Raw genomic sequence first — 21,156 nt, 5'->3', positions numbered from 1 at the left:
GTTCCTGCATTTTGCGTAAGTACTCGCGACGGCTTTGTAGAGACATTCTCACGTCACATCCCCTCAGTAAGATTTTGACGTGAGCGATCCACAATCCTTTCGGTAAGATTTTACCTGAGTGATCGCGATGTGTTGACAATGATGGATGATTAAGCTTATACTAATGGAGCATTCGGTATGCTGACGCCAAGAAGAAGCACCTGCTTCTCACCTGTCAACGTCGGACGACAGTTGCCAGGTTTTCATGAATACGGCCGATTCATGAGCGGGAGGACAAGGGTGCTTTGACACCCTTTTTTTATTGGTCGTCACAATATATGGCCAATTTACGCTGGAGGTGGCACGTATTAGCAAGGATTTTTTGGTCAATGAAAACATCCGGGCACGTGAGGTTCGCCTGATTGATTCCAATGGGGAACAACTGGGCATTGTTCCTTTGAGAGAAGCGTTGCGGATTGCAGAGGAAAAAAATCTGGATCTGGTCAATGTCGCTCCTCATGCCAAGCCCCCCGTTTGCCGGATTATGGACTACGGGAAATTTCGATACGAGCAGTCGAAGCGTGAGAAAGAGGCCCGCAAAAACCAAAAAATCATCACGATTAAAGAGGTGCGCCTGTCTCCGACCATTGAAGAACATGACCTTCAGACCAAACTGAAAAGCATCGTGAAGTTCTTGCAACATGGGGATAAGGTGAAGGTAAGCGTTCGGTTTCGCGGTCGGCAGATTACACATGCTGATATCGGCAGGCGGGTTTTGGAACGGGTGATCGAGGACGTCGGCGATCTGGCTGTGGTTGAGAAGAAGCCCAATATGGAAGGGCGCAGCATGATGATTATCCTGGCGCCCAAAAATCACTGATACGGTGTACCGTCATTTTCATGCAATTTTACATGTTGAAAGGAGTACCTGTCATGCCCAAGATGAAAACCCATCGCGGAGCGGCGAAGCGGCTGAAAAAGAGCGGAACGGGGAAGCTGATCCGCCGCCGCGCCAACATCAGCCACTTGTTGTCCGGAAAACCATCCACGCGCAAGCGTCGGCTTGGACATGCGGCTGTTGTCAGCAAGGGAGATACGAAACGCATCGCGCAATTGCTGTACAACAAATAAAATAAGCGTGACACCTGAAGCGGATGTACCAACCACAAAAAGGAGATCGAGTGGAGGGATAGAAACATGGCACGTGTGAAAGGTGGTCCTGTTACCCGCCGCCGGCGGAAAAAGGTGCTGAAGCTGGCGCGTGGTTACTTCGGATCGAAACACCGTCTGTTTCGAACGGCAAAACAGCAAGTCATGAAGTCCTATATGTATGCCTACCGTGATCGGCGGCAACGCAAACGGGACTTTCGGAAACTCTGGATTGCGCGGATTAATGCGGCTGCCCGCAATAATGGCTTGTCATACAGCCGCCTGATGCACGGATTGAAACAGGCCGGCGTCGATATCAATCGCAAGATGCTGGCTGATTTGGCTGTCAACGATCAGCAGGCGTTCAGTGAACTGGCGAACATCGCCAAACAAAAGCTGAATGCGTGAACGCGCGTTGGATAAGGGGAGTAGCAAACCGCCGATACTGGCGGCCAGTATGTCGTCAATCCAGCAGCTGCGAGGCTGCTCGGCATCCTGGGCTCAAACAAAGGTTGTTTGAGTTGCGCAAGACCTTCATCCCGGGTAGGGGATGAAGGTCTTTTTGTTTGGCGAACGTGATATTGGACTATCTTATGAAAAAATGGGCATCATGGTTAAAGTATTCTATGCGGTAGGGGGAAACGGAATGTCCTTCGTCATTTCCATCTTCATTCTGATTGCCAGCCTGATCGCGATCCTTTTTGCAGCCGCCCTGTTTACCAATGGCATTGAGTGGCTGGGAAAAAAACTGAATCTCTCGGAAGGCGCAGTGGGTTCGGTATTGGCAGCCGTCGGCACGGCCTTGCCGGAGACAATGATTCCGATTGTCGCCATCCTCAGCGGACACGCTGATTCCTCGCATGTCGGCATTGGCGCCATTTTAGGCGCGCCGTTTATGCTTGCCACCTTGGCCTTCTTTGTCGTCGGGGTATCTGCGCGGGTGTTCAAGAATCGCAAACAAGGGAGCACTTTGACCGTTGATCATTCGATTTTCCGACGGGATATCCGCTTTTTCCTGATCGTTTTTGCGTTGGCCGCAGCCATGGCCTTTGTCCACTTGCAGTGGATACGATATATCGTGGCGATCCTGCTGGTTGTTTTGTATATCGTGTATGTATACCACACCGTAAGGGACGGCAAGGGAGTTGGCGAAACGGAGATCGAGCCGTTGGTTTTTGCGAAAAAGGCGGAACAACCGGGCATTTTTCCTGTCGTCTTGCAGGTCGTGGTCGCTTTGTCGTTAATTGTGGTCGGCGCGCGGTTTTTTATTTATTCGCTGACCGACGTGGCGCAGGCGCTGAATGTGTCACCGCTTCTTTTGTCCTTGATCATTTCTCCGGTGGCCACAGAACTTCCCGAAAAGTTTAATAGCATTTTCTGGATGCGTGACGGCAAAGACACGCTGGCGATGGGGAATATCACAGGGGCGATGGTGTTTCAAAGTTCGGTCGTGCCTGCCCTGGGGATTGCCTTTACCAGTTGGGAATTGTCGATGACGGCTTTGTTGAGTGTCGTCTTGGCCCTGGTTTCCGCTGCCATTGTCTTTTATTATGCAAGGCGGCATCAACGCCTAAACGCCAATGTGCTGATCTTTTCCGGAAGTTTTTACCTAGTGTTTGTTGGTTATGTGATCCTCGGATCCTTTTTAGGTTGGCCGGTGCAGTGAACGGCAGCGAACGGTTTTTAGTAGTGAACGGTTTTTATAGGAATTTTAATCTTGACATTGCCCTATATTCTGACTATAATGGGTCATAAATTGACAATGACATATGGAGAAAAGCGATGAGAAGGAGTAGGATCCTCTGGCTCTTTACCACAGAGAGCCCAACCTTGGCTGGAAGTTGGGCGTAAATCCAGAAGGAGCGCTCGCCTTCGAGCTTTCTTCTGAACGGCCGGCTGTGCGGCCGGTGCCAGTAGGAAGAAACGGCAGTGGCCGTTAACCACAGAGTTTGAGAACCATTCTCGAACTCGCAGAGGTCAACCGTCGCGAGACGTTGACAAATTTGGGTGGTACCGTGGAAGCTAGCTCTTTCGCCCCAATCCTGAAGTGCTACAGGTGTGGGGTGAAAGAGCTTTCATTTTTAGATTTCACAAAAAGAAGGTGGGAGACCATGAATGCGGAAATGGCGGCACTCGAGCGACAAGAAGAAGTGCCGGATCAGACCTTACACGCGGATCTGGAGGAAGAACTGAAAAAGGAAGCGGTTCTGAGCGGTTCGGAGATCTTGTTGCGATGCCTGTTGCTTGAAGGGGTTGAGTATGTTTTTGGCTATCCCGGGGGTGCCGTTCTGCCGATTTACGATTCCCTGTATGGAAACCGCCTGAAGCATATTCTGGCACGTCATGAGCAAGGGGCGATTCACATGGCGGACGGATACGCCCGGGCCACGGGAAAGCCGGGTGTTGTGATCGCCACCTCAGGCCCTGGCGCGACCAACTTGGTCACGGGGATTGCCACAGCGATGATGGATTCCGTTCCCCTGATCTGCATCACGGGGAATGTGCCGCAGCACCTGATTGGCACAGATGCCTTCCAGGAGGCGGATATCAAGGGCATCACCATGCCGATTACCAAGCACAGCTACCTGGTCACCGATGTCAACGATCTGCCGCGCATCGTCAAGGAGCCGTTCCACATCGCGACGACGGGCCGTCCTGGTCCTGTCCTGATTGACATTCCCAAGGATGTCTCCAATGCCAAGACAAAGTTCTACTATCCCGACAAGGTTCATTTGCGGGGATACAACCCGACCATCTATCCCAACGGCATGCAGGTGGAGAAGGTCTGCCGCGTCATCCCGCGTGCCAAGCGTCCTGTCATTCTGGCGGGGGGCGGGGTCATCTCGTCAGGACCGAAGGCTTCGGAGGAATTGATCCGTTTGGCGGAGAAGGCGCAGATTCCCGTGACCACCACCCTGATGGGACTCGGCGGTTTCCCAGGTCAACACCCTCTGTTCATGGGGATGCCGGGGATGCACGGTTCGTATGCAGCCAACCACGCGCTGCTGGAATGTGATTTGCTGATTGGCGTCGGCGTGCGCTTTGACGATCGGGTGACGATGGCACGTCTTGACAAGTTTGCCACCAAAGCCAAGATCATCCACCTGGACATCGACCCGGCTGAAATCGGCAAAAACGTGGAAACCTACATTCCCCTTGTCGGGGATGTCAAACACTCCCTGGCGGCAATCAACGAAAAGCTGGAAGCCGGCGACACCCGGGAGTGGCTGGAGCAGATCGAGGCGTGGAAACGGGCTTATCCCTTTACGTACAAGAAGAGCGATGAGGTGCTTAAACCGCAAGCCGTGGTGGAAATGATCTACCGGTCGACGGGGGGAGACGCGATTGTCACCACGGATGTGGGCCAACACCAGATGTGGGTTGCGCAGTATTTCCCCTTCAAATATCCCCGTTCCAATATCACGTCCGGCGGTCTTGGAACGATGGGGTTCGGGTTTCCGGCGGCGATTGGCGCCAAAATCGCCTATCCTGACCGCACAGTGATCGCCGTGACGGGGGATGGCGGATTTCAGATGACGGCCCAGGAGCTGGCGATCGTGGCGATTCACAACATCCCTGTCAAGGTGGCGGTGATTAATAACCAAGTTCTCGGGATGGTTCGCCAATGGCAGGAAATTTTCCACGGCAGCCGTTACAGCGAAATCGATCTGGCGGGCAGCCCTGATTTCGTCAAATTGGCTGAAGCATACGGTGTCCGGGGGCTGCGAGCCAGGACGCCCAAGGAGGCCGAGGAGGCCTGGCAGGAGGCATTGCGCCATCCGGGCCCGGTGGTTGTCGATTTCGTGGTGCCCTCGGAGGAGAATGTGTATCCGATGGTGGCCCCTGGGGCAGGATTGGATGAAATGATCATGGGAGAGGACGAGGCATGAGCAACCAGCAGACGCACACGATATCGATTCTCGTCAATGATGAGCCAGGCGTACTGGCCAGGGTTGCCGGACTGTTTGGAAGGCGCGGATATAACATTGACAGCATCACGGTTGGCGGGTCGGAAGAGCCGGGGTTATCCCGCATGATCATTGTCACCCGCGGCGACGAACATACCATTGAGCAGATCACCAAACAGCTGAACAAGCTGATCGATGTGATCAAGGTTCAAGTGCTCAGCGATCAGGCCATGGTGGCGCGGGAGTTGGCGCTCATCAAGGTAAACGTGAACCCGGCCAATCGCGCAGAGATATCCGGCATCATTGAACCGTTCCGCGCCTCGGTGATCGACGTCGGGCAAACCTCCCTGATCATCCAGGTGACCGGCGATCAGAATAAAGTGAATGCGCTCATTCAACTCCTGAAGCCGTACGGTATCAAGGAAATCTGCCGAACGGGCGTTTCGGCGATGGCTCGCGGTTTGGCGATGGTCGCAGTGAAGTAAAAGCAAGAAATGAAACAAGGCAAAAAAGAACAAGACAACCAAATGGCAACGAGAGGAGAACGTGAAGATGGCGAAAATCTACTATGAAAAAGATGCGGATCAGTCCTACCTGAATGGCAAGACGGTGGCGATTCTCGGTTATGGCAGCCAAGGGCATGCACAAGCGCAAAACTTGCGGGACAGTGGCGTGCGTGTCGTCGTCGGCTTGCGCCGGGGCCGTTCCTGGGAGCAGGCGGAAAAGGACGGTTTTGAAGTGTACCCGGTGGACGAAGCGGTCGCGCAGGCTGATTTCATCCAGATCCTGATGCCGGATGAAACACAGGCCAAGGTGTATCGCGAGCAGATTGAACCCAATCTCAAACCGGGATCGGTGCTCTCCTTTTCGCACGGATTTAACATTCATTTTGGCCAAATCGTCCCGCCGGAAAACGTGGACGTGGTCATGGTGGCCCCGAAAGGGCCAGGGCATCTGGTCAGACGGGTGTATGAAGAAGGATTTGGTGTGCCGGCCCTGATCGCCGTGCATCAGAATGCGACCGGTAAGGCATATGAACTGGGTCTGGCTTACGCCAAGGCGATCGGTGCGACCAAGGCGGGTGTCATTGAGACGACGTTCAAGGAAGAAACCGAAACCGATCTGTTCGGTGAACAGGTGGTTCTCTGCGGCGGTCTTTCTGCCCTGGTCAAGGCTGGATTCGAGACATTGATCAAGGCAGGTTATCAGCCGGAAGTGGCCTATTTTGAGTGCCTGCACGAGCTGAAACTGATTGTTGACCTGATGTATGAGGGCGGTTTGAGCCGGATGCGTTATTCCATCAGTGACACCGCTGAATACGGGGATTATGTCTCCGGGAACCGGATCATTACCGAAGAGACGAAAAAAGAGATGGAAAAAGTGTTGCAAGACATCCAACAGGGCGTTTTTGCCCGCAACTGGCTGATGGAAAACCAGGTTGGCCGGCCGATGTTCAGCACCAGACGCCGTCTTGAGGCGGAACACCCCATCGAGAAAGTGGGCAAAGAGCTTCGTGAGATGATGTCTTGGATCAAGAAATAATGGCCGGGACAACCGGTAGGTTCTGTCTCGGAACCTACCGTATTCAGTAGAAGGTTTTGATAAAAAACAACATTTTTAAAATAAAGATTTATTAATTCGAAAAATTGATGGAGGTGGACAGGATGAGAACGATTTACACCTTTGACACCACCCTGAGGGATGGTGAGCAATCCCCGGGGGTAAACCTGAATGATGAAGAGAAGGTAGAGATTGCGTTGCAACTGGAACGGCTGGGGATCAATGTCATCGAGGCCGGGTTTGCCGCTTCCTCCCCTGGCGATCTCAGGGCCGTCCAGGCGGTGGCGAGGGCGATCAAAAATGCCACCGTCGTCAGCTTGGCCCGCGCCAATCCGGAAGATATCGACGCCGCAAGAGAAGCGCTGCGCGAAGCGGTCAATCCACGCTTGCATGTTTTCCTGGCTACATCGCCGATCCACCGTCAATACAAGTTACGCATGACCAAGGAGCAGGTGCTTGAACAAATTGCGTATTGTCTTGATTATGCGAAGCGGTATTTTTCCGAAATCGAGTTTTCGGCAGAAGATGGCAGCCGCACCGAACTGGATTTCTTGACGCAGGTGGTGGATGTGGCGATTCGCCACGGAGCCACCGTGATCAATATCCCGGATACTGTAGGCTATGCGACGCCGGAGGAATACGGGAATATTTTTCGTCACCTGAAAAACACGGTGCCGGGAATCGAGAAGGTACAGCTCAGCTGCCATTGCCATGACGACCTGGGGATGGCCGTTGCCAACAGCCTGGCGGCGATCGAGGCCGGGGCGGATCAAGTGGAAGGTTGCATCAACGGAATTGGCGAGCGGGCAGGCAACGTGGCGTTGGAAGAGGTGGTCATGGCGTTGGAGACGCGTCAGGACTACTACAAGGCGAAGAGTACCTGGGTCTTGAAAGAGATTTACCGCACCAGCCGCCTGGTCAGCCGCCTCACCGGCATGGTCGTCCAGAAGAACAAAGCCATTGTCGGAGACAACGCATTTTCCCATGAGTCGGGAATCCACCAGGACGGCGTCCTGAAAGAAAAGACCACCTATGAGATTATCCGTCCCGAGACCGTGGGTGCGGGTGAAACCAAGTTGCCACTGGGCAAGTTGTCCGGTCGTCACGCCTTCAAGCAGAAGCTGATGCAGCTGGGTTATCAGTTGAATGACGAACAGGTGACCCAGTTCTTCCGGAAGTTTAAGGAGCTGGCGGATCGCAAGAAGACGGTGACGGATGAAGATATCATGGCCATTGTGGATGAGCGGATTTCGCAAGCTCCGGTGATGTTTAATCTGGAGTACTTCCATCTGTCATACGGGACACAAGCCACACCTGCCGCAACCATCCGCCTGAGCACAGCGGACGGACGAATCATTGAAGAGGCGGCGTTTGGCAATGGTTCCGTGGACGCCATCTACAAAGCGATTGACAAGGCTACAGAGCACACGGGAGAGCTGGTGGATTTTCGGATTAATTCGGTCACGCAAGGGAAGGACGCTTTGGGTGAGGTCATCGTGAAGGTCAAGGAGGGCGAGTGGATCATCCAGGGCCGCGGCGTGAGCACCGATATCCTGGAAGCCAGCGCGCGCGCCTATCTGGATGCGATCAACCGTTACCATCAGCGGAAAAATGCCTTGGGTGAACCGCAGCCTTCTGCGGCTCTGTAAGCATCATCAGGGGGCTTAGGCCCCCTGCCTGATTCTCTTCATCCCGGATTTTCTTTATGTTATTTTTATTTTTGCAGAGAATGGTGGTAAGGATGACAAAATCATTTCGGGTTGCAGTCTTACCTGGTGACGGCATTGGACCGGAAGTGGTCAGAGAAGCGGTGGATCTGCTGGGCAGGTTGGGCGAACTGACTGGTCTTTCCTTCCATATCGAAGAGGGGATCTTCGGCGGGGCAGCCTATGAACAGGCAGGTGATCCGCTGCCCGAGGAGACGTTGCGGCTTTGCCGGGAGGCGGATGCCGTGCTGATGGGCGCAGTCGGCGGTCCCAAGTGGGAACACCTGCCGCGTGAGAAACGTCCGGAAACAGGGCTGTTGCGGCTGCGCAAGTCCCTGGATTTGTATGCCAACTTGCGGCCGGCTGTTGTGTTTGAAAGCATGCTCAAAGCTTCCACGTTGAAGTCGGAAGTGGCAGAAGGAGTGGATCTGCTGGTTGTCCGGGAATTGACGGGCGGGATATATTTCGGTGAGAAGGCTTGCACTCGGACTGCGGAGGGAGAGAGAGCCAGCGACCAGCTGGTCTATCATGACTGGGAGATTGAACGGATTGTTCGCAAGGCGTTTGAGCTGGCCATGCTGCGGCGCAAAAAGCTGACCTCGGTGGACAAGGCCAATGTCTTGGAGAGTTCCCGCCTCTGGCGGCGGGTTGTGGAACGTCTATCCGCCGATTACCCGGAGGTGGACGTGGAGCACATGCTGGTGGATAATTGCGCGATGCAGCTCGTTTACAGGCCGCGGCAGTTTGATGTGATTGTGACAGAAAACATGTTCGGTGACATTCTGAGCGATGAAGCCGCTATGCTGACCGGTTCGATTGGCATGCTGCCATCGGCCAGCCTGGGGAAAGGACGGTTTGGCCTGTATGAACCTGTTCACGGTTCGGCGCCAGATATTGCGGGCAAGGGAGTGGCCAACCCGATTGCAACCATCCTTTCGATGGCGATGATGTTGAAATACAGTTTTGGTTGCGCCAAAGAGGCTGAACTGGTGGAAAATGCGGTAGAGCGCGCCCTGCAAGAGGGGGCCCGTACTGCCGATATCGCAGGAGAAGGCGAACCGGTTCTCGGCACTCGGGGAATGGCAGAAAAGATCCGCATGCACCTTGAACGACTGGCGGCCGAACAAGGATGATGAAACATTGCCTGAAGCACAGGATGGCAATATCCAATGATACATTCAAATGGTAAAATGGAGAAAAGAAAAAGAAAGGGGTTACATAAGCGATGTCTGCCTATCAGAACCTTTTGTTTGAAGTCCAGGACGACGGAGTGGCCATCCTCACGATAAACCGGCCACAGGTGTTGAATGCGCTCAACCAAGCGACATTGGATGAACTGGATCAAGCGCTGGATGAGGTCCGGCAAAACGAGGCGATCAAGGTATTGGTGGTTACGGGGGCTGGCGAAAAGTCGTTTGTCGCCGGCGCCGACATCGCCGAATTTGAACTGTTTAAGAATGCTTATCAGGCGGAAGAGATGGCCCAGAAAGGGCAGCGTCTGACCCAGAAAATCGAGTCCTTGCCCAAGCCGGTGATCATGGCGGTCAACGGCTATGCCCTGGGTGGCGGGTGCGAACTGGCCATGGCCGGCGATATTCGGATTGCATCCCGCAATGCCCGTTTCGGTCAGCCGGAGATCAACCTTGGCATTATTCCCGGTTACGGGGGAACGCAACGTTTGCCGCGTCTCGTCGGCAAGGGCATGGCCAAGTACCTCTGCATGACTGGCGATCATATCACTGCCGAGGAAGCCTGGCGGCTGGGTTTGGTTGAGAAAGTGGTGGAACCGGACGCTCTCATGGATGAGACCATCCAGCTGGCCAGGAAACTTGCCTCGAAGCCCCCGATTGCCCTGCATCTGATTAAAAAGGTCATCGATCAGGGACCGGAGATGGATTTGGACAGCGCGTTGAAAATGGAGGCAGCCTATTTTGGCCTGTCGATGAATACAGAGGATCGGGTGGAGGGGACCCGTGCCTTCCTGGAAAAGAGACAGGCCCGTTTTACAGGCCGTTGATTGAAAGGCGAACAGCGTGAAATCACGTGTAAAAAAGCCGCCGGGCAAACATGTCCGGCGGCTTAATGTTCGTCTTGTCGTGTGCACCGTTCTTGCTTGTACCGTTCATCCAGGGCCTGCAGCACATCCTGGACGTGCCCTTTTACCCGGACATTGCGCCATTCGCGTGCCAGCCGGCCTTGCGGATCGATTAAAAAGGTGGAACGGACAACTCCGTAATATTCCTTGCCGGCCATTTTTTTCAACTGCCAGACGCCATACATCTCTGCTGCTTTGTGTTCCACATCGGAGAGAAGGAGAAAAGGCAGATCATGTTTTGCGATAAATTTTTCATGGGATGGCAGCGGATCGGGGCTCACTCCCACGATGACGGCATCGCGCGCCTGAAACGCCTCCATGGCATCGCGAAAATCTTGTGCCTCCTGTGTGCAGCCGGGTGTGTTGTCACGGGGATAAAAGTACAGCACCACGTATTTTCCCCGGAAATCAGACAGTGAAACTTGGCTGCCGTTGCTTGCCGGCAGTGTAAAATCGGGAGCTGGTTGACCGATTTCCACCGTCAGGGTGGACATGGGGATCCCTCCTTACGATTTAGCCCTGGTATTGTCGAATCAACTCTGCCAGTCTGGCCATCTCTTCTTCGGTGTTGAAAAAGGAGCAGGAAATTCTCAGCCCGCCATTGTCGGGGATGGAGCGGAGGATGACCCGCTGTTTTAAGGCGTATTCCACAAAGGGGGGAGAAGGGAGGTTTTTCAGCTTGAATGTCAAAAGCCCTGCCTGATTGCTTTCCGGGGTGACAATTTCTACGTTGGGCAGTTGGCCCAGCGTTTGACGAGCCAGCTGGGTTATGGCCCGGATCCGGGAAAATGCCCAATCGGTGCCGACCTCATCGGCAAGCCATTGAACGGCGGCACCAAGCCCTGTGATGATTGGACGGTAAAGCGTCCCCACCTCAAACCGTTTCGCGCCGGCTGCAGGAAGCGCATACGGGGTCAGGCGATCATAGCGCTCCATCGAGCGATATCCGACGAAGGTGGGTTCAATGTCAGCCAGGCGATCTTTGCGAATGAACAGGCCTCCTGTTCCCTCCGGGCCGCAAAGCCACTTTTGGCCGGGAAACGCGTAGTAATCCACCCCTAACCGATGCAGGTTTACCGGAATGGCTCCTACCGCCTGCGCACCGTCGACAAGGACGGAAATGTGATGTTGATGGGCCAGCGTGACGATGTCTTCGAGCGGCAACACGGCCCCTGTACTGTACGACACATGAGATAAGACGAGCAGTCTGGTGCGGGGCGAAAGCGTTCGACGGATGGCGGAAAGCGCTTCTTCGGGCTGGCCAAGGCCGACATCCGCATAGCGAATGGTCACTCCACACCGGCGGCGCAATTGGGCAAGGGGAATCAACACGCCGTTGTGTTCGATGGTGGTGGTGACAATCTCATCACCGGGAGACCAATGTAATCCCCAGAGGATGATATTGATTCCCTCCGTGGTATGGTGGGTCAGCGCCAGCTCGTCTGGTTCGGCACCCAGAAATTCAGCCAGACGGATTCGGGTATTCTCGATTTCATTGGCCAGCTTGACAAAACCGGGACGGGAAGCGCGTCCTTCCTCGAGGTCCCTCGTTTCAACGGCAGCTATCGCCTGGTGGACAGGGATGGGAAGTGGACCGGATGTCCCGGTATTGAGGAAGATATCAGAAGTGGCCGCAGGAAGCTGGTTTCTGATTCGTTGAATTTTTTCCTGTTCCCAGGGTTCCACCGGCGTCTCCCCTTTCCTTGGTTGTTTTCAGGCTTTGGCCTTTTCAGACTTCTTGCTCAGATAATCGACCAAACCCATGGCGCTGACTTGAGCGTCCATCATTAAGATTTGGTAAACCGGATGGGAATCCTGAATCCCCTTTTCGGACAACTCCTTTCTGATGATATCCATCAGCCGTTGGGAGATAAGATCTACCAGCTGCACAACCGTTCCCGCATTTTCAGTGAAGATTTTTTCGCTTTCTTCCAAAAAACGGGGTAGCCAGTGGACAACCTGACGGATCGCCTCATCCACCTGTGTCGTCATCCCGTAATGACCGTAATAGAGCCGAGACAGATTCATTGTTTTAAACCGTTCGATGCTGGCCAGCATCGCTTCCGGGTCGAACTGATTCGGAGAAGTAACGGGCAGGAAAAATGGAATGCCGTCCGCTTCCAGATGGGAATAACGGATCCCTGCGGTATCGCCGCAAAACACGCCGTGACTCACCGGATCATAGATGCTGAAGTGATGCAGGGCGTGCCCTGGCGTATCCAGGAAACGCAGCGTCCGGCCGGGGCCAATGGTTAAAGTATCCCCTTCGCCTTTGATGAGGATGCGTTCCTCCGGAACCGGAAGAATCGGAGCGAAAAGTTCATCGAACTTGTCGCCGTAGACCATTTTGGCGCCGGCGATGAGTCTGGAAGGATCTACAAGATGGCGCGCGCCGCGCGGATGGACGATGACTTTCGCGTTTGTGCAGTGTTGTATCAGCAAACCGGCGCCCCCGGCGTGATCGAGGTGGATATGCGTCACAATGATATAACGTATCTCTTCCGGCCGGATGTTGAGCTGCTCCAGTCCTTGCAACAGATAGGGAATGGAGCGGCTGGGGCCGGTTTCAATCAGTGTCAGCTCTTCACGGAAAACATAGCATCCGGTTCGATTGGGCAGGCCTAGATCGTGCAGGTCGATCATGGAAATCCCATGCCCGAGTTCAAGCGGTTGTTGCTGAGTCATTCGATTCTCTCCTTTGTTCCTGTTCAGGTTTTTATTGAAGGAATAAGGCCTTTTTTTAAAGATAACGCAACTTCAACGTATTTACAATTGTACCGCCGCAATCGAAATGAAGGGCCGCAAAAGGCATAAAAAAACAAAAAAACCAGTCCCGTTGTGTACTGGTTTTTCGGCTTGGAACAGGTTTATTTCAACACCTTTCCCTGCACGTCGATGACATCTGACGGGGAAGGTTTGCCAGAATGCTTGCGAAGCAAACTGTACAGGAGTATGCCAAACCCGGTGAGGATCAGATCGTCTATCGGGAGGAAAGGCATCAGATCGACGGGTGAAAGCCAGTATATCAGAAGCAGCGGAAAGATCAGCCATTCGCGCCCTTGCAGCCCTTTTCGGATGAGCTTGCGGGCCAGCCACTGCATGCCGGAACGTGATGGTGTCATGCGCGCTCCACCTCCAGAGGATCTGCTATCTTTCATTTTAGAACAAGGAGTTGGACGGATCAACGAGAGAAAGATTCCACCTTTTGACCGGGGAAACCTGCTTCGTCAAAAATGGCGAAAGCGGGTGTTCGCCCAATTGACAAAGCGATAATGATGGCATATGATCATATTGAAAACGCTTACGCTTAATCCTGGCAACAGGAGCGGGGGAACCAAGATTTTGGGGTGAACCGTATGGAGGGCTATTTCCAGGTCCTAACCCGTCAGCTAACCTCGTCAGCGTATGGAAAGGAGTACAAGCGATGCATAAGGACAAGATGGAAAAAGCTTACCCTTATAACCCGGAAGATGCATTTGTCAAAAAGGGTTGGATCCCCACGGATAAAGGATTGTGGCGAAAAGTGAAGTCTACGGAGGCTTATGTGACGATTTATCCAGAAAATGTGGATGATGATGCTCCTCTATATGAATTTTCGATATACGATCCCAGGGGGATCAGTTGGAAAAATTCACGGAAAGTCCTGAAGGAGATGGAGGATTTATTGCCGATCGGGGACAGTCCTGAACCAGTATCCTCGTTTCCTCATGCATGACGATCTTTACTTTACAATAAAGTGCGTCATGACGAATAAGTCCCGGTCCCTTTTCATGGGGGCCGGGATTTTCGTTTGTGTGTCATTTTGTTTGATTTCATTTTATGAATGAATCATTCTTGGAACGGCTGCTTGCTGCAGGATAATCTGGGCAATATCCCGGGCCGCATGCGGCCGTCCCAGATATCTGGCTGTTTCTCCCATTTTTTGTATCTTTTCTGGATCGGACAAGAGTTCCGTGATGACTGCTTGAAATTCCTGCCAGTTTTCGGCGGAGACGGCTGCGCCAGCTTTTTTCAGGTATTCCGTATTCCCCTTTTCTTGCCCGGGGATCGGACGGTAGATGAGCAACGGCCGGCCGATGGCCAGACTTTCGCTTACGGTCAGTCCGCCAGCCTTGGTGATGATCAAATCGGAGACGGCCATCAATTCATGGACCTGATTCACATAGCCGAACAGCCGGATGGGATGCGGAGAGTGCTTTAGTTCTTCTTCCAGATACGTTTTTAGGAGACGGTTTTTTCCACAGATAATCAGAAGTTGGATGGGATGAGTTTGCGCCGCAAGGTAGCGGCATATTTTTTTGATCTGCGGCAAATTGCCGTATGCCCCGCCCATCACCAGCAGCGTAGGCAGGAAAGGGGAGAGGCCGTATTTTTTTCGCAGCTGTTCCTCATCGTAGGTGACGCTGTATTGTTCATGCACTGGAATTCCGGTCACGTGGATCCGGGAAGGATGTACGCCTCGCTCAGTCAGAGAAGATTTCAGCCATTCCGTTGCGACGAAGTAGTGGTCGGTGAAGGGCTGCACCCATTGCAGATGCAGGACATAATCGGTGATGACGGTGGCAATCGGAATCGTCAGCTTGCCCATGCCTTTGAGCTCTGACAACAATCCGGCAGGGAAAGGAAAGGTGCTGATAATGGCGTCTGCCCGGTGCGTATCCAAAATTTCCATCATTTTTTCTCGACCCAGGGAGCGATGAACATTCCGGGACAGTCCAGGATAGGAAGACAGAAAGTTGGTTTGTTTATACCATTGACCATACAGGGCTGGCGTTGATTTGATGCTCCGCAGATAGAGCGATTGGGCCATCGAATTGAGACGAGGATAGGCTTCTGCCAGAAAGTCGATGACCGACACCTGGAGATCGGCGTTCATTCGCTGAAAGGCAATCGATAACGCCTCCGAAGCCCGGTTGTGACCTTGCCCATATGATGCCGTAAAGATGAGGATGTTTTTGGGACGTTGTCCCGACATGGCTCATTCCTCCCTTGTTCTCCTCATTTCTCGAACCCTTGTCTTTTTGGATGTGATATGCAGAGCTCGGAGATTTTATGAGCGCGTCGGATAAACCACCTGATATATGAACAATGTACCAGATTCCCGGCCAAATCGCATGCACAATTTTTGACGCCGGGCCGGGTAAATCCTTTACACCGATTCAGATGTATATTTTTTGCAGAACGCCAAATTTTAGACAGACACGTACAGCCATTTTCCGTCATAGGCTCTAGTATGGGTTGATCTTGGCGGGGGTGATGTCATGTCTGGTCTGCTGGCATTGATGATGTTGTTTTTTAAAGAATTGTCTTTTTTTGTTTCCTACATCAAAAATAACGCCTTCCCGCAGCCGCTGAACGAAGAAGAAGAACTGGAAGCGCTGCAGTTGATGCAGAAAGGTGACAAAGAAGCGAGAAACCGGTTGATTGAACATAATTTGCGCCTGGTAGCCCACATCGTCAAAAAGTTTGAAAATACAGGGGAGGATACGGAGGATTTGATCTCGATCGGGATCATCGGATTGATCAAGGCCATTGAAAGTTATGAAATGGGAAAGGGGACCAAGTTGGCCACCTATGCTGCCAGGTGTATTGAAAATGAAATCCTGATGCATTTGCGATCCTTGAAAAAGACCAGAAAAGATGTATCCCTTCACGACCCGATTGGACAAGATAAAGACGCCAATGAGATCACCTTGATTGACATTTTGGGAACCGATCCGGATGATGTCGTGGATACCGTCCAACTGAAGATTGAGAGCAGCAAGATTCATCATTTTTTTCACGTGCTCACAGAGCGGGAACAGGAAGTGATCCGGAGCCGTTTTGGCTTGGATTCCGGCAAGGAGAAGACGCAACGGGAAATTGCCAAGGAACTGGGCATTTCACGCTCATACGTTTCCCGGATTGAAAAACGGGCGTTGAGCAAATTGTTCCAGGAATTTTATCAAGCATCCAAAGGGCGCCCTCGATCAAAAGAAGTTCCCTCGGATCGCTGAACTGGATGCTTGTGGTCCGGTTTTTTTTTTGCGGGGATGACAGGGGTAACATGATATAATAGGGAAAGCAGACGATATCCCATTGTTGGCGACGGCAGTGAGGAATATCAGGACGGGTGAGAGATCTTGGCATGGTTGGAGCGATTTATGCCGAATCACATCGTATCTTCCTTTTTTGAAATTGATCCCGCCTTTTTTAAACAGCGAGGGTTCAAAGGGTTAATCGCAGATCTGGATAATACACTGGTACCTGCGGAAACGGGGCTGGCTACACCTGAGTTGGCGAAGTGGTTGAACGGGCTGAAAGATGAAGGCTTGCGCGTGATGATTGTCTCCAACAACCACCGGCGGCGGGTGGCAAAAGTGGCCGATGCGCTGGATATTCCCTATATCTCACGCGCGCGCAAACCGGCCCGGCGGGCATTCCGGCAGGCGCTTGAACACTTGCAATTGAAACCTGCAGAGACGGTGATGCTGGGTGATCAGCTGTTGACCGACGTTTTCGGCGGAAACCGCCTCGGCCTTTATACCATTTTGGTCAGGCCGATTTCGCCTGTTGAAAAATGGGGAACGCGTGTCAATCGATTGGCGGAAGGGTGGATTCTTCAACAATTGAAGAGACGGGGCAGGTTCCCCAAGCTGAATGGATAACTTTTCTGGAAGGGGTTTCTGACTTGAATGAGGAGATGATCTGTACGGGTTGTGGTGTCGTCATACAGACGACTGACCCACAGCAACCGGGTTACGTTCCCGAGCGGGCACTCGGCCGTCAGGAGCTGATCTGCCAACGATGTTTTCGGATCCGGCATTACAATGATGTGCTGGAAGTATCCCTTGAAGCGGAAGATTACCGCAAAATATTGGATGCGATCAGTGCGCGGTCTGCCGTGGTGGTGATGGTCGTTGATCTGTTCGATCTTGAGGGAAGCTGGATTTCGGGGATCAACCGCCTGATCGGCTTCAATCCCCTGCATCTCGCAGCCAATAAAATGGATTTGTTTCCGCCGGAAACCAATTGGAGACGAATGGAACAATGGCTTTACCGGCAGGCGTGTGATCAAGGCATTCAATTGCATGGCATCTCATTTGTCAGCGCGGAAAAGGATCGCGGTATCCAGGAGTTGATCGGCCAAATTGACCGGCTGCGTGACGGCAAAGCTGAGGATGTCTATATCGTGGGGATGACCAATGTCGGCAAGTCGACGCTGATTAACCGTTTGCTCGGACGGTTGTCAGCCGGCGAGATGGACAAGCCTGGTGAGAGGATGAAAGTGACCACCTCGCCGTTTCCTGGCACCACGTTGGATACCATCAACATTCCTCTTGGAGATGGCGGTTTTTTGATTGATACGCCGGGACTCATCCATCCACGCCGCTTGACGCACTACCTGCTTCCAGAGGATTTGCGCCAGGTGGTGCCCCAAAGCCGCCTCCGGCCGAAGATCTACCAGCTTGAAGCGGGACAGACGTTGTTCTTTGGCGGACTGGCAAGGCTGGATTTTCTCAAGGGGTCCAGACAGTCGTTTGTCTGTTATGCGTCGAACACGCTTCGGATTCACCGGACCAAACTGGAGCGAGCGGATGCCTTGTATCGTGAACATCTGGGGGGATTGCTCTCCCCTCCTGCAGGATCGGGAATCGACAGATATCCGTCGCTATACAGACGACACTTTCACGTGAAAAAGGGACAGGATGTGGCCATTTCCGGTCTCGGCTGGATTGCGGTCAAGGGTGAACGGGCGGAGATTGAGGTGTGGGCGCCGAAAGAGATTGATGTGGTCATTCGGGAATCGATGTTTTGATGTTCTGTGAAAGGGGAGAGGTGGATGGTCCGCATGGTCGGCCTGCTGGGCCACCCGGTCGGTCATTCGTTTTCGCCGCGGATGCATAACGCTGCTTTTAGAGCTTTGGCGCTGCCGTATCATTACGAGGCGTTTGACGTTCTGCCGGAGAGGCTTGCGGAGGCCGTTCGGGGGATGAAGGCTTTGGGGTTTCGGGGGTTTAACGTGACAATTCCGCACAAAGTGGCGGTCATGTCCCTGCTCGATGAGGTGTCAGGGGAGGCGCTCGGCATTGGTGCGATCAACACGGTTGTCATTGATTCAGATGGGAAGCTGTATGGCACCAACACAGACGGTTTGGGCTATTTGCGTTCCTTGCAGGAGGAGGTCGGCATGCAACTGTCCGGTGCCAAAGTGATGCTTCTCGGGGCAGGTGGAGCGGCCCGTGCAGTCGGGTATGCGCTGCTGAAAAAGGGCGTGGACCGTCTGTGGATAGCCAACCGCAGCCGGGAGCGGGCGGAGCAGCTGGCGGCACAGCTGCGCGCGGCCTGTTCGTCATCCGCTTCCGGGAGTTCCGGCGCGATCGCAACCTGCTCATTGGATGAGGCGGGCCGATGGCTGGGTGAAACAACCTTATTGATAAACACCACATCGGTAGGGATGCATCCCGATGTGGACCAATCCCCCCTTGCCGCCGAAGAGCTGCGGCGGTTGCCGGAGGAGGCGGTGGTCAGCGATCTGATTTACAATCCGCGCAAGACCCGTTTTCTCTCGGAGGCAGAGCGGTGCGGGCTGCGGATTCACGGCGGGTTGGGAATGTTTTTGTATCAGGGCGCGGAGGCGTTTCGTCTGTGGACGGGGAAGGAGGCGCCGCTTCCGGTCATGCGCCTGGCGATTGAAGAATCAGGAGGGAATGAGGAGGTATAATGAGCCAGGATCAACGGAACAGACGCGCCATTGGTGTGCTGGGCGGCAGTTTTTCGCCGATTCACCATGCGCATTTATGGGTGGCTCATTATCTCCTGGAGGAGCTGATGTTGTCAGAGGTGGTCTTTGTTCCAGCGGGCCAGCATGCTTTCAAGGGCCGGTTGCTGGAGGCGCATCATCGCCTGGAAATGATCCGATTGGCCATTCAAGGGAAGGACCGCTTTCGCCTGTCCACCATCGAAGTGGATCGTCCGGGTCCATCTTATACATATGAGACCCTTCAAAGGCTCCAGGAAGAGGTGCCGGATGCCACATTTTACTTTATCATCGGCGGGGATAATCTGGCTGAGGTGCCGATGTGGCATCGGGGAGAAGAGCTGCTTCGGAAATTTACGTTTGTCGTCGTGGGCAGGAATCAGGCAGATCGGACGACGCTTGAATCAATCATGGCACAAGATCCGCTGTTGAGGAAATATCGTGCCAATGTGATGATTGTCCAGATGCCCTTTGCGTTTGATCTGAGCAGTTCCTTCATCCGGGAGCGTCTGGCGGCAGGAAAGTCGATTGCCTATTTGGTGCCTGAGCCGGTCGAGGCGTATATCCGTGAACACCGCTTATATACCGGGGAAACGTGCTGAAAAAATCGCGCAGACAGGCTGCGAAGCATTGGATGAAAGAAACGGTTCAGATACAATAACACTCAAGAGAGAAGTTAGGCGGTCGGACTGGAGAGGGGGCGACGGTTTGAATCGGTGGATCCGTCTGATGACGCAATTGGGCAGCCTGATATACGGAAAGCCGACTGCGCAGTTAATCCATTTGTTATGGGTGTTTGCATTGCTCTTTTTGCTCGTTGGGATTATCTATTGGGTGAAGATGGGATGATGAGCGAGCTGCCTTCCTGATGTGGATGCCGAGGTGAGATTTTAGATATATCGAGGTGAAAAGATGGAACGGGCCGAATTGATAGAAGCGGTGCGGAAGGTTTTAACCGAACATCGTTTCCGTCACACGCTCGGGGTGGCAGAAACGGCGAAAAGACTGGCCGCACGTTACGGTGCCGATGTGGAAAAGGCGGAGATTGCGGGTATTCTCCACGATTATGCCAAGTTTTGGCCCGCGTCGAAGATGCGGGAGGTGATTCTTCAGGAACCGGATTTGCCGGATGACTTGCTGGATTACGATCAGGAGTTATGGCACGCCCCTGTTGGGTCCGTCGCCATCAGGCGGGAACTGGGAATCGCTGATCCGGAAATTGTGGATGCCGTACGATATCACACGTCTGGCAGAGTGGCGATGAGCCCCTTGGAAAAAGTGGTTTGCTTGGCCGATTACATTGAGCCTAACCGGAACTTTCCCGGTGTGGATGAGATCCGGGCGTTGGCAGAAGAGGATTTGGATCGGGCTCTTGCGACCGCCTTCGGCGGGACCATCCAATTTTTGATCCGTCACCGCAAGCGCGTTTATCCGTTGACGTTGCTCGCGTACAATGATTTGCTTCATCACGTGGAGGCCAAAGAAGCAAGATGATGAGTCCAGCAACCAAATCGATGACGGGAGGGTGTTATGGAATTTTCGGTTGAGCAAATTGTCCAGAAGGTGGTTCAGGCGGCTCACAAGAAAAAAGCGCTGGATATCCGGGTTTTGGATATTCGGGGATTGTCCATGGTGGCCGATTATTTTGTGATTTGTTCCGGAAATTCGCGAACCCAGGTGGAGGCGATTACCGAGGCCATCGAGGAGGAGCTGGAGCAGGCAGGGGTTTCCATCCAAGGGCTGGAAGGCAAGGAAGGCGCCCGATGGGTGCTGATCGATCTGGGAGATATTGTGGTTCATGTATTTCATCGGGATGATCGGGAGTTTTACCAGCTGGAGCATTTATGGGGCGATGCGCCCTCCGTTGAGCCGTTGTTGGAAGAAGTGGAGCGCGTGTCAACCCATATAAAAATCTTACCGAAGACGGAATAGATCACTCATTTGAAAATCTAACCCAACATTCACCTCAAAGAGGTATACTTGGGTGGCTTGCCCTTACTGACCATGACCTTCCTCTTC

Annotated in this window: 23 protein-coding genes; 18 read left to right on the top strand and 5 right to left on the bottom strand. The window is 53.2% G+C overall.

All coding sequences use genetic code 11. The features are described 5' to 3' along the window. Positions 1 to 361: 361 nt before the first annotated feature. From BAA01_08745 to BAA01_08700, 10 genes are all read left to right on the top strand, one after another. Positions 362 to 859 (top strand): translation initiation factor IF-3, encoded by a 498-nt coding sequence (locus tag BAA01_08745; GenBank protein ID OUM88180.1) that lies wholly within the window; start codon positions 362 to 364, stop codon positions 857 to 859. Between the two features lie 53 nt (positions 860 to 912). Beyond that, on the top strand, positions 913 to 1,110 hold the full coding sequence (locus BAA01_08740; GenBank protein OUM88176.1) for a 50S ribosomal protein L35: 198 nt from the start codon (positions 913 to 915) through the stop codon (positions 1,108 to 1,110). 66 nt (positions 1,111 to 1,176) lie between these two features. After that, positions 1,177 to 1,536 carry a 50S ribosomal protein L20 gene (locus BAA01_08735; GenBank protein ID OUM88175.1) on the top strand — a complete coding sequence of 120 codons (360 nt, stop codon included), beginning with the start codon at positions 1,177 to 1,179 and terminating at the stop codon, positions 1,534 to 1,536. Positions 1,537 to 1,729: 193 nt separating this feature from the next. After that, positions 1,730 to 2,794, top strand: a complete 1,065-nt coding sequence (locus BAA01_08730; GenBank protein ID OUM88179.1) for a hypothetical protein — start codon at positions 1,730 to 1,732, stop codon at positions 2,792 to 2,794. Between the two features lie 445 nt (positions 2,795 to 3,239). Continuing rightward, entirely contained in the window at positions 3,240 to 5,018 is a 1,779-nt protein-coding gene (locus tag BAA01_08725) for an acetolactate synthase, large subunit, biosynthetic type (protein ID OUM88174.1), read from the top strand. Next, complete coding sequence (locus BAA01_08720; protein ID OUM88173.1) at positions 5,015 to 5,521, top strand: acetolactate synthase small subunit; 507 nt, start codon at positions 5,015 to 5,017, stop codon at positions 5,519 to 5,521. Before BAA01_08725 ends, BAA01_08720 begins: the two co-directional genes overlap by 4 nt. Positions 5,522 to 5,588: 67 nt before the next feature. Then, positions 5,589 to 6,578, top strand: a complete 990-nt coding sequence (locus tag BAA01_08715) for a ketol-acid reductoisomerase (protein ID OUM88172.1) — start codon at positions 5,589 to 5,591, stop codon at positions 6,576 to 6,578. 122 nt (positions 6,579 to 6,700) lie between these two features. Next, the gene (locus BAA01_08710; protein ID OUM88171.1) at positions 6,701 to 8,245 is read left to right on the top strand and encodes a 2-isopropylmalate synthase; all 1,545 of its coding nucleotides are present in this window, start codon (positions 6,701 to 6,703) and stop codon (positions 8,243 to 8,245) included. Between the two features lie 92 nt (positions 8,246 to 8,337). After that, positions 8,338 to 9,435, top strand: a complete 1,098-nt coding sequence (locus BAA01_08705; protein ID OUM88170.1) for a 3-isopropylmalate dehydrogenase — start codon at positions 8,338 to 8,340, stop codon at positions 9,433 to 9,435. Positions 9,436 to 9,527: 92 nt separating this feature from the next. Beyond that, complete coding sequence (locus tag BAA01_08700) at positions 9,528 to 10,319, top strand: hypothetical protein (protein ID OUM88169.1); 792 nt, start codon at positions 9,528 to 9,530, stop codon at positions 10,317 to 10,319. A gap of 62 nt (positions 10,320 to 10,381) precedes the next feature. Here BAA01_08700 and BAA01_08695 read toward each other — a convergent pair whose 3' ends face one another. The 4 genes from BAA01_08695 to BAA01_08680 all read right to left on the bottom strand — a co-directional run bounded on the left by BAA01_08695 (position 10,382) and on the right by BAA01_08680 (position 13,519). Then, entirely contained in the window at positions 10,382 to 10,891 is a 510-nt protein-coding gene (locus BAA01_08695; protein OUM88168.1) for a peroxiredoxin, read from the bottom strand. Positions 10,892 to 10,910: 19 nt separating this feature from the next. After that, positions 10,911 to 12,083 (bottom strand): hypothetical protein, encoded by a 1,173-nt coding sequence (locus BAA01_08690; protein OUM88167.1) that lies wholly within the window; start codon positions 12,081 to 12,083, stop codon positions 10,911 to 10,913. Between the two features lie 27 nt (positions 12,084 to 12,110). Further along, entirely contained in the window at positions 12,111 to 13,082 is a 972-nt protein-coding gene (locus BAA01_08685) for an MBL fold metallo-hydrolase (GenBank protein OUM88166.1), read from the bottom strand. Positions 13,083 to 13,264: 182 nt separating this feature from the next. Beyond that, entirely contained in the window at positions 13,265 to 13,519 is a 255-nt protein-coding gene (locus BAA01_08680) for a hypothetical protein (protein ID OUM88165.1), read from the bottom strand. Between the two features lie 302 nt (positions 13,520 to 13,821). On the opposite strand from BAA01_08680, the gene BAA01_08675 reads away from it, so the two are divergent. Beyond that, positions 13,822 to 14,112 carry a hypothetical protein gene (locus BAA01_08675; GenBank protein OUM88164.1) on the top strand — a complete coding sequence of 97 codons (291 nt, stop codon included), beginning with the start codon at positions 13,822 to 13,824 and terminating at the stop codon, positions 14,110 to 14,112. Between the two features lie 102 nt (positions 14,113 to 14,214). On the opposite strand, the gene BAA01_08670 is transcribed toward BAA01_08675, so the two are convergent. Then, the gene (locus tag BAA01_08670; protein ID OUM88163.1) at positions 14,215 to 15,372 is read right to left on the bottom strand and encodes a hypothetical protein; all 1,158 of its coding nucleotides are present in this window, start codon (positions 15,370 to 15,372) and stop codon (positions 14,215 to 14,217) included. A 286-nt stretch (positions 15,373 to 15,658) separates the two neighbouring features. Between BAA01_08670 and BAA01_08665 the strand changes: the two genes are divergently transcribed. The 7 genes from BAA01_08665 (at position 15,659) to BAA01_08635 (ending at position 21,069) form a co-directional block, all read left to right on the top strand. Continuing rightward, positions 15,659 to 16,393 carry a sporulation sigma factor SigK gene (locus tag BAA01_08665; protein ID OUM88162.1) on the top strand — a complete coding sequence of 245 codons (735 nt, stop codon included), beginning with the start codon at positions 15,659 to 15,661 and terminating at the stop codon, positions 16,391 to 16,393. A gap of 135 nt (positions 16,394 to 16,528) precedes the next feature. Continuing rightward, complete coding sequence (locus BAA01_08660; protein ID OUM88178.1) at positions 16,529 to 17,044, top strand: hypothetical protein; 516 nt, start codon at positions 16,529 to 16,531, stop codon at positions 17,042 to 17,044. 35 nt (positions 17,045 to 17,079) lie between these two features. Beyond that, positions 17,080 to 18,195 carry a ribosome biogenesis GTPase YqeH gene (locus BAA01_08655; GenBank protein OUM88177.1) on the top strand — a complete coding sequence of 372 codons (1,116 nt, stop codon included), beginning with the start codon at positions 17,080 to 17,082 and terminating at the stop codon, positions 18,193 to 18,195. Positions 18,196 to 18,219: 24 nt separating this feature from the next. Beyond that, entirely contained in the window at positions 18,220 to 19,101 is an 882-nt protein-coding gene (locus BAA01_08650; GenBank protein OUM88161.1) for a shikimate dehydrogenase, read from the top strand. Continuing rightward, positions 19,101 to 19,739: a nicotinate (nicotinamide) nucleotide adenylyltransferase gene (locus BAA01_08645; protein OUM88160.1), complete on the top strand. Its 639-nt coding sequence runs from the start codon at positions 19,101 to 19,103 to the stop codon at positions 19,737 to 19,739. The genes BAA01_08650 and BAA01_08645 overlap by 1 nt, the downstream gene beginning before the upstream one ends. 310 nt (positions 19,740 to 20,049) lie before the next feature. After that, entirely contained in the window at positions 20,050 to 20,631 is a 582-nt protein-coding gene (locus BAA01_08640) for a phosphohydrolase (protein OUM88159.1), read from the top strand. A 36-nt stretch (positions 20,632 to 20,667) separates the two neighbouring features. After that, positions 20,668 to 21,069 carry a ribosome silencing factor gene (locus BAA01_08635; GenBank protein ID OUM88158.1) on the top strand — a complete coding sequence of 134 codons (402 nt, stop codon included), beginning with the start codon at positions 20,668 to 20,670 and terminating at the stop codon, positions 21,067 to 21,069. The last annotated feature ends 87 nt before the right edge of the window (positions 21,070 to 21,156 follow it).

It is taken from the genome of Bacillus thermozeamaize (genome assembly GCA_002159075.1).
GTDB lineage: Bacteria > Bacillota > Bacilli > ZCTH02-B2 > ZCTH02-B2 > Bacillus_BB > Bacillus_BB thermozeamaize.
Note: the sequence above shows the minus strand (reverse complement) of the source record. Positions and strands in the feature narration are given on the sequence as shown.

Bases quoted from the DNA above. Each gene is read 5' to 3' on its own strand.
- BAA01_08740 (OUM88176.1), top strand. From the start codon at position 913: ATGCCCAAGATGAAAACCCATCGCGGAGCGGCGAAGCGGCTGAAAAAG.
- BAA01_08735 (OUM88175.1), top strand. From the start codon at position 1,177: ATGGCACGTGTGAAAGGTGGTCCTGTTACCCGCCGCCGGCGGAAAAAG.
- BAA01_08730 (OUM88179.1), top strand. From the start codon at position 1,730: ATGGGCATCATGGTTAAAGTATTCTATGCGGTAGGGGGAAACGGAATG.
- BAA01_08725 (OUM88174.1), top strand. From the start codon at position 3,240: ATGAATGCGGAAATGGCGGCACTCGAGCGACAAGAAGAAGTGCCGGAT.
- BAA01_08720 (OUM88173.1), top strand. From the start codon at position 5,015: ATGAGCAACCAGCAGACGCACACGATATCGATTCTCGTCAATGATGAG.
- BAA01_08715 (OUM88172.1), top strand. From the start codon at position 5,589: ATGGCGAAAATCTACTATGAAAAAGATGCGGATCAGTCCTACCTGAAT.
- BAA01_08710 (OUM88171.1), top strand. From the start codon at position 6,701: ATGAGAACGATTTACACCTTTGACACCACCCTGAGGGATGGTGAGCAA.
- BAA01_08705 (OUM88170.1), top strand. From the start codon at position 8,338: ATGACAAAATCATTTCGGGTTGCAGTCTTACCTGGTGACGGCATTGGA.
- BAA01_08700 (OUM88169.1), top strand. From the start codon at position 9,528: ATGTCTGCCTATCAGAACCTTTTGTTTGAAGTCCAGGACGACGGAGTG.
- BAA01_08695 (OUM88168.1), bottom strand. From the start codon at position 10,891: ATGTCCACCCTGACGGTGGAAATCGGTCAACCAGCTCCCGATTTTACA.
- BAA01_08685 (OUM88166.1), bottom strand. From the start codon at position 13,082: ATGACTCAGCAACAACCGCTTGAACTCGGGCATGGGATTTCCATGATC.
- BAA01_08680 (OUM88165.1), bottom strand. From the start codon at position 13,519: ATGACACCATCACGTTCCGGCATGCAGTGGCTGGCCCGCAAGCTCATC.
- BAA01_08675 (OUM88164.1), top strand. From the start codon at position 13,822: ATGCATAAGGACAAGATGGAAAAAGCTTACCCTTATAACCCGGAAGAT.
- BAA01_08670 (OUM88163.1), bottom strand. From the start codon at position 15,372: ATGTCGGGACAACGTCCCAAAAACATCCTCATCTTTACGGCATCATAT.
- BAA01_08665 (OUM88162.1), top strand. From the start codon at position 15,659: ATGTCTGGTCTGCTGGCATTGATGATGTTGTTTTTTAAAGAATTGTCT.
- BAA01_08655 (OUM88177.1), top strand. From the start codon at position 17,080: ATGATCTGTACGGGTTGTGGTGTCGTCATACAGACGACTGACCCACAG.
- BAA01_08650 (OUM88161.1), top strand. From the start codon at position 18,220: ATGGTCCGCATGGTCGGCCTGCTGGGCCACCCGGTCGGTCATTCGTTT.
- BAA01_08645 (OUM88160.1), top strand. From the start codon at position 19,101: ATGAGCCAGGATCAACGGAACAGACGCGCCATTGGTGTGCTGGGCGGC.
- BAA01_08640 (OUM88159.1), top strand. From the start codon at position 20,050: ATGGAACGGGCCGAATTGATAGAAGCGGTGCGGAAGGTTTTAACCGAA.
- BAA01_08635 (OUM88158.1), top strand. From the start codon at position 20,668: ATGGAATTTTCGGTTGAGCAAATTGTCCAGAAGGTGGTTCAGGCGGCT.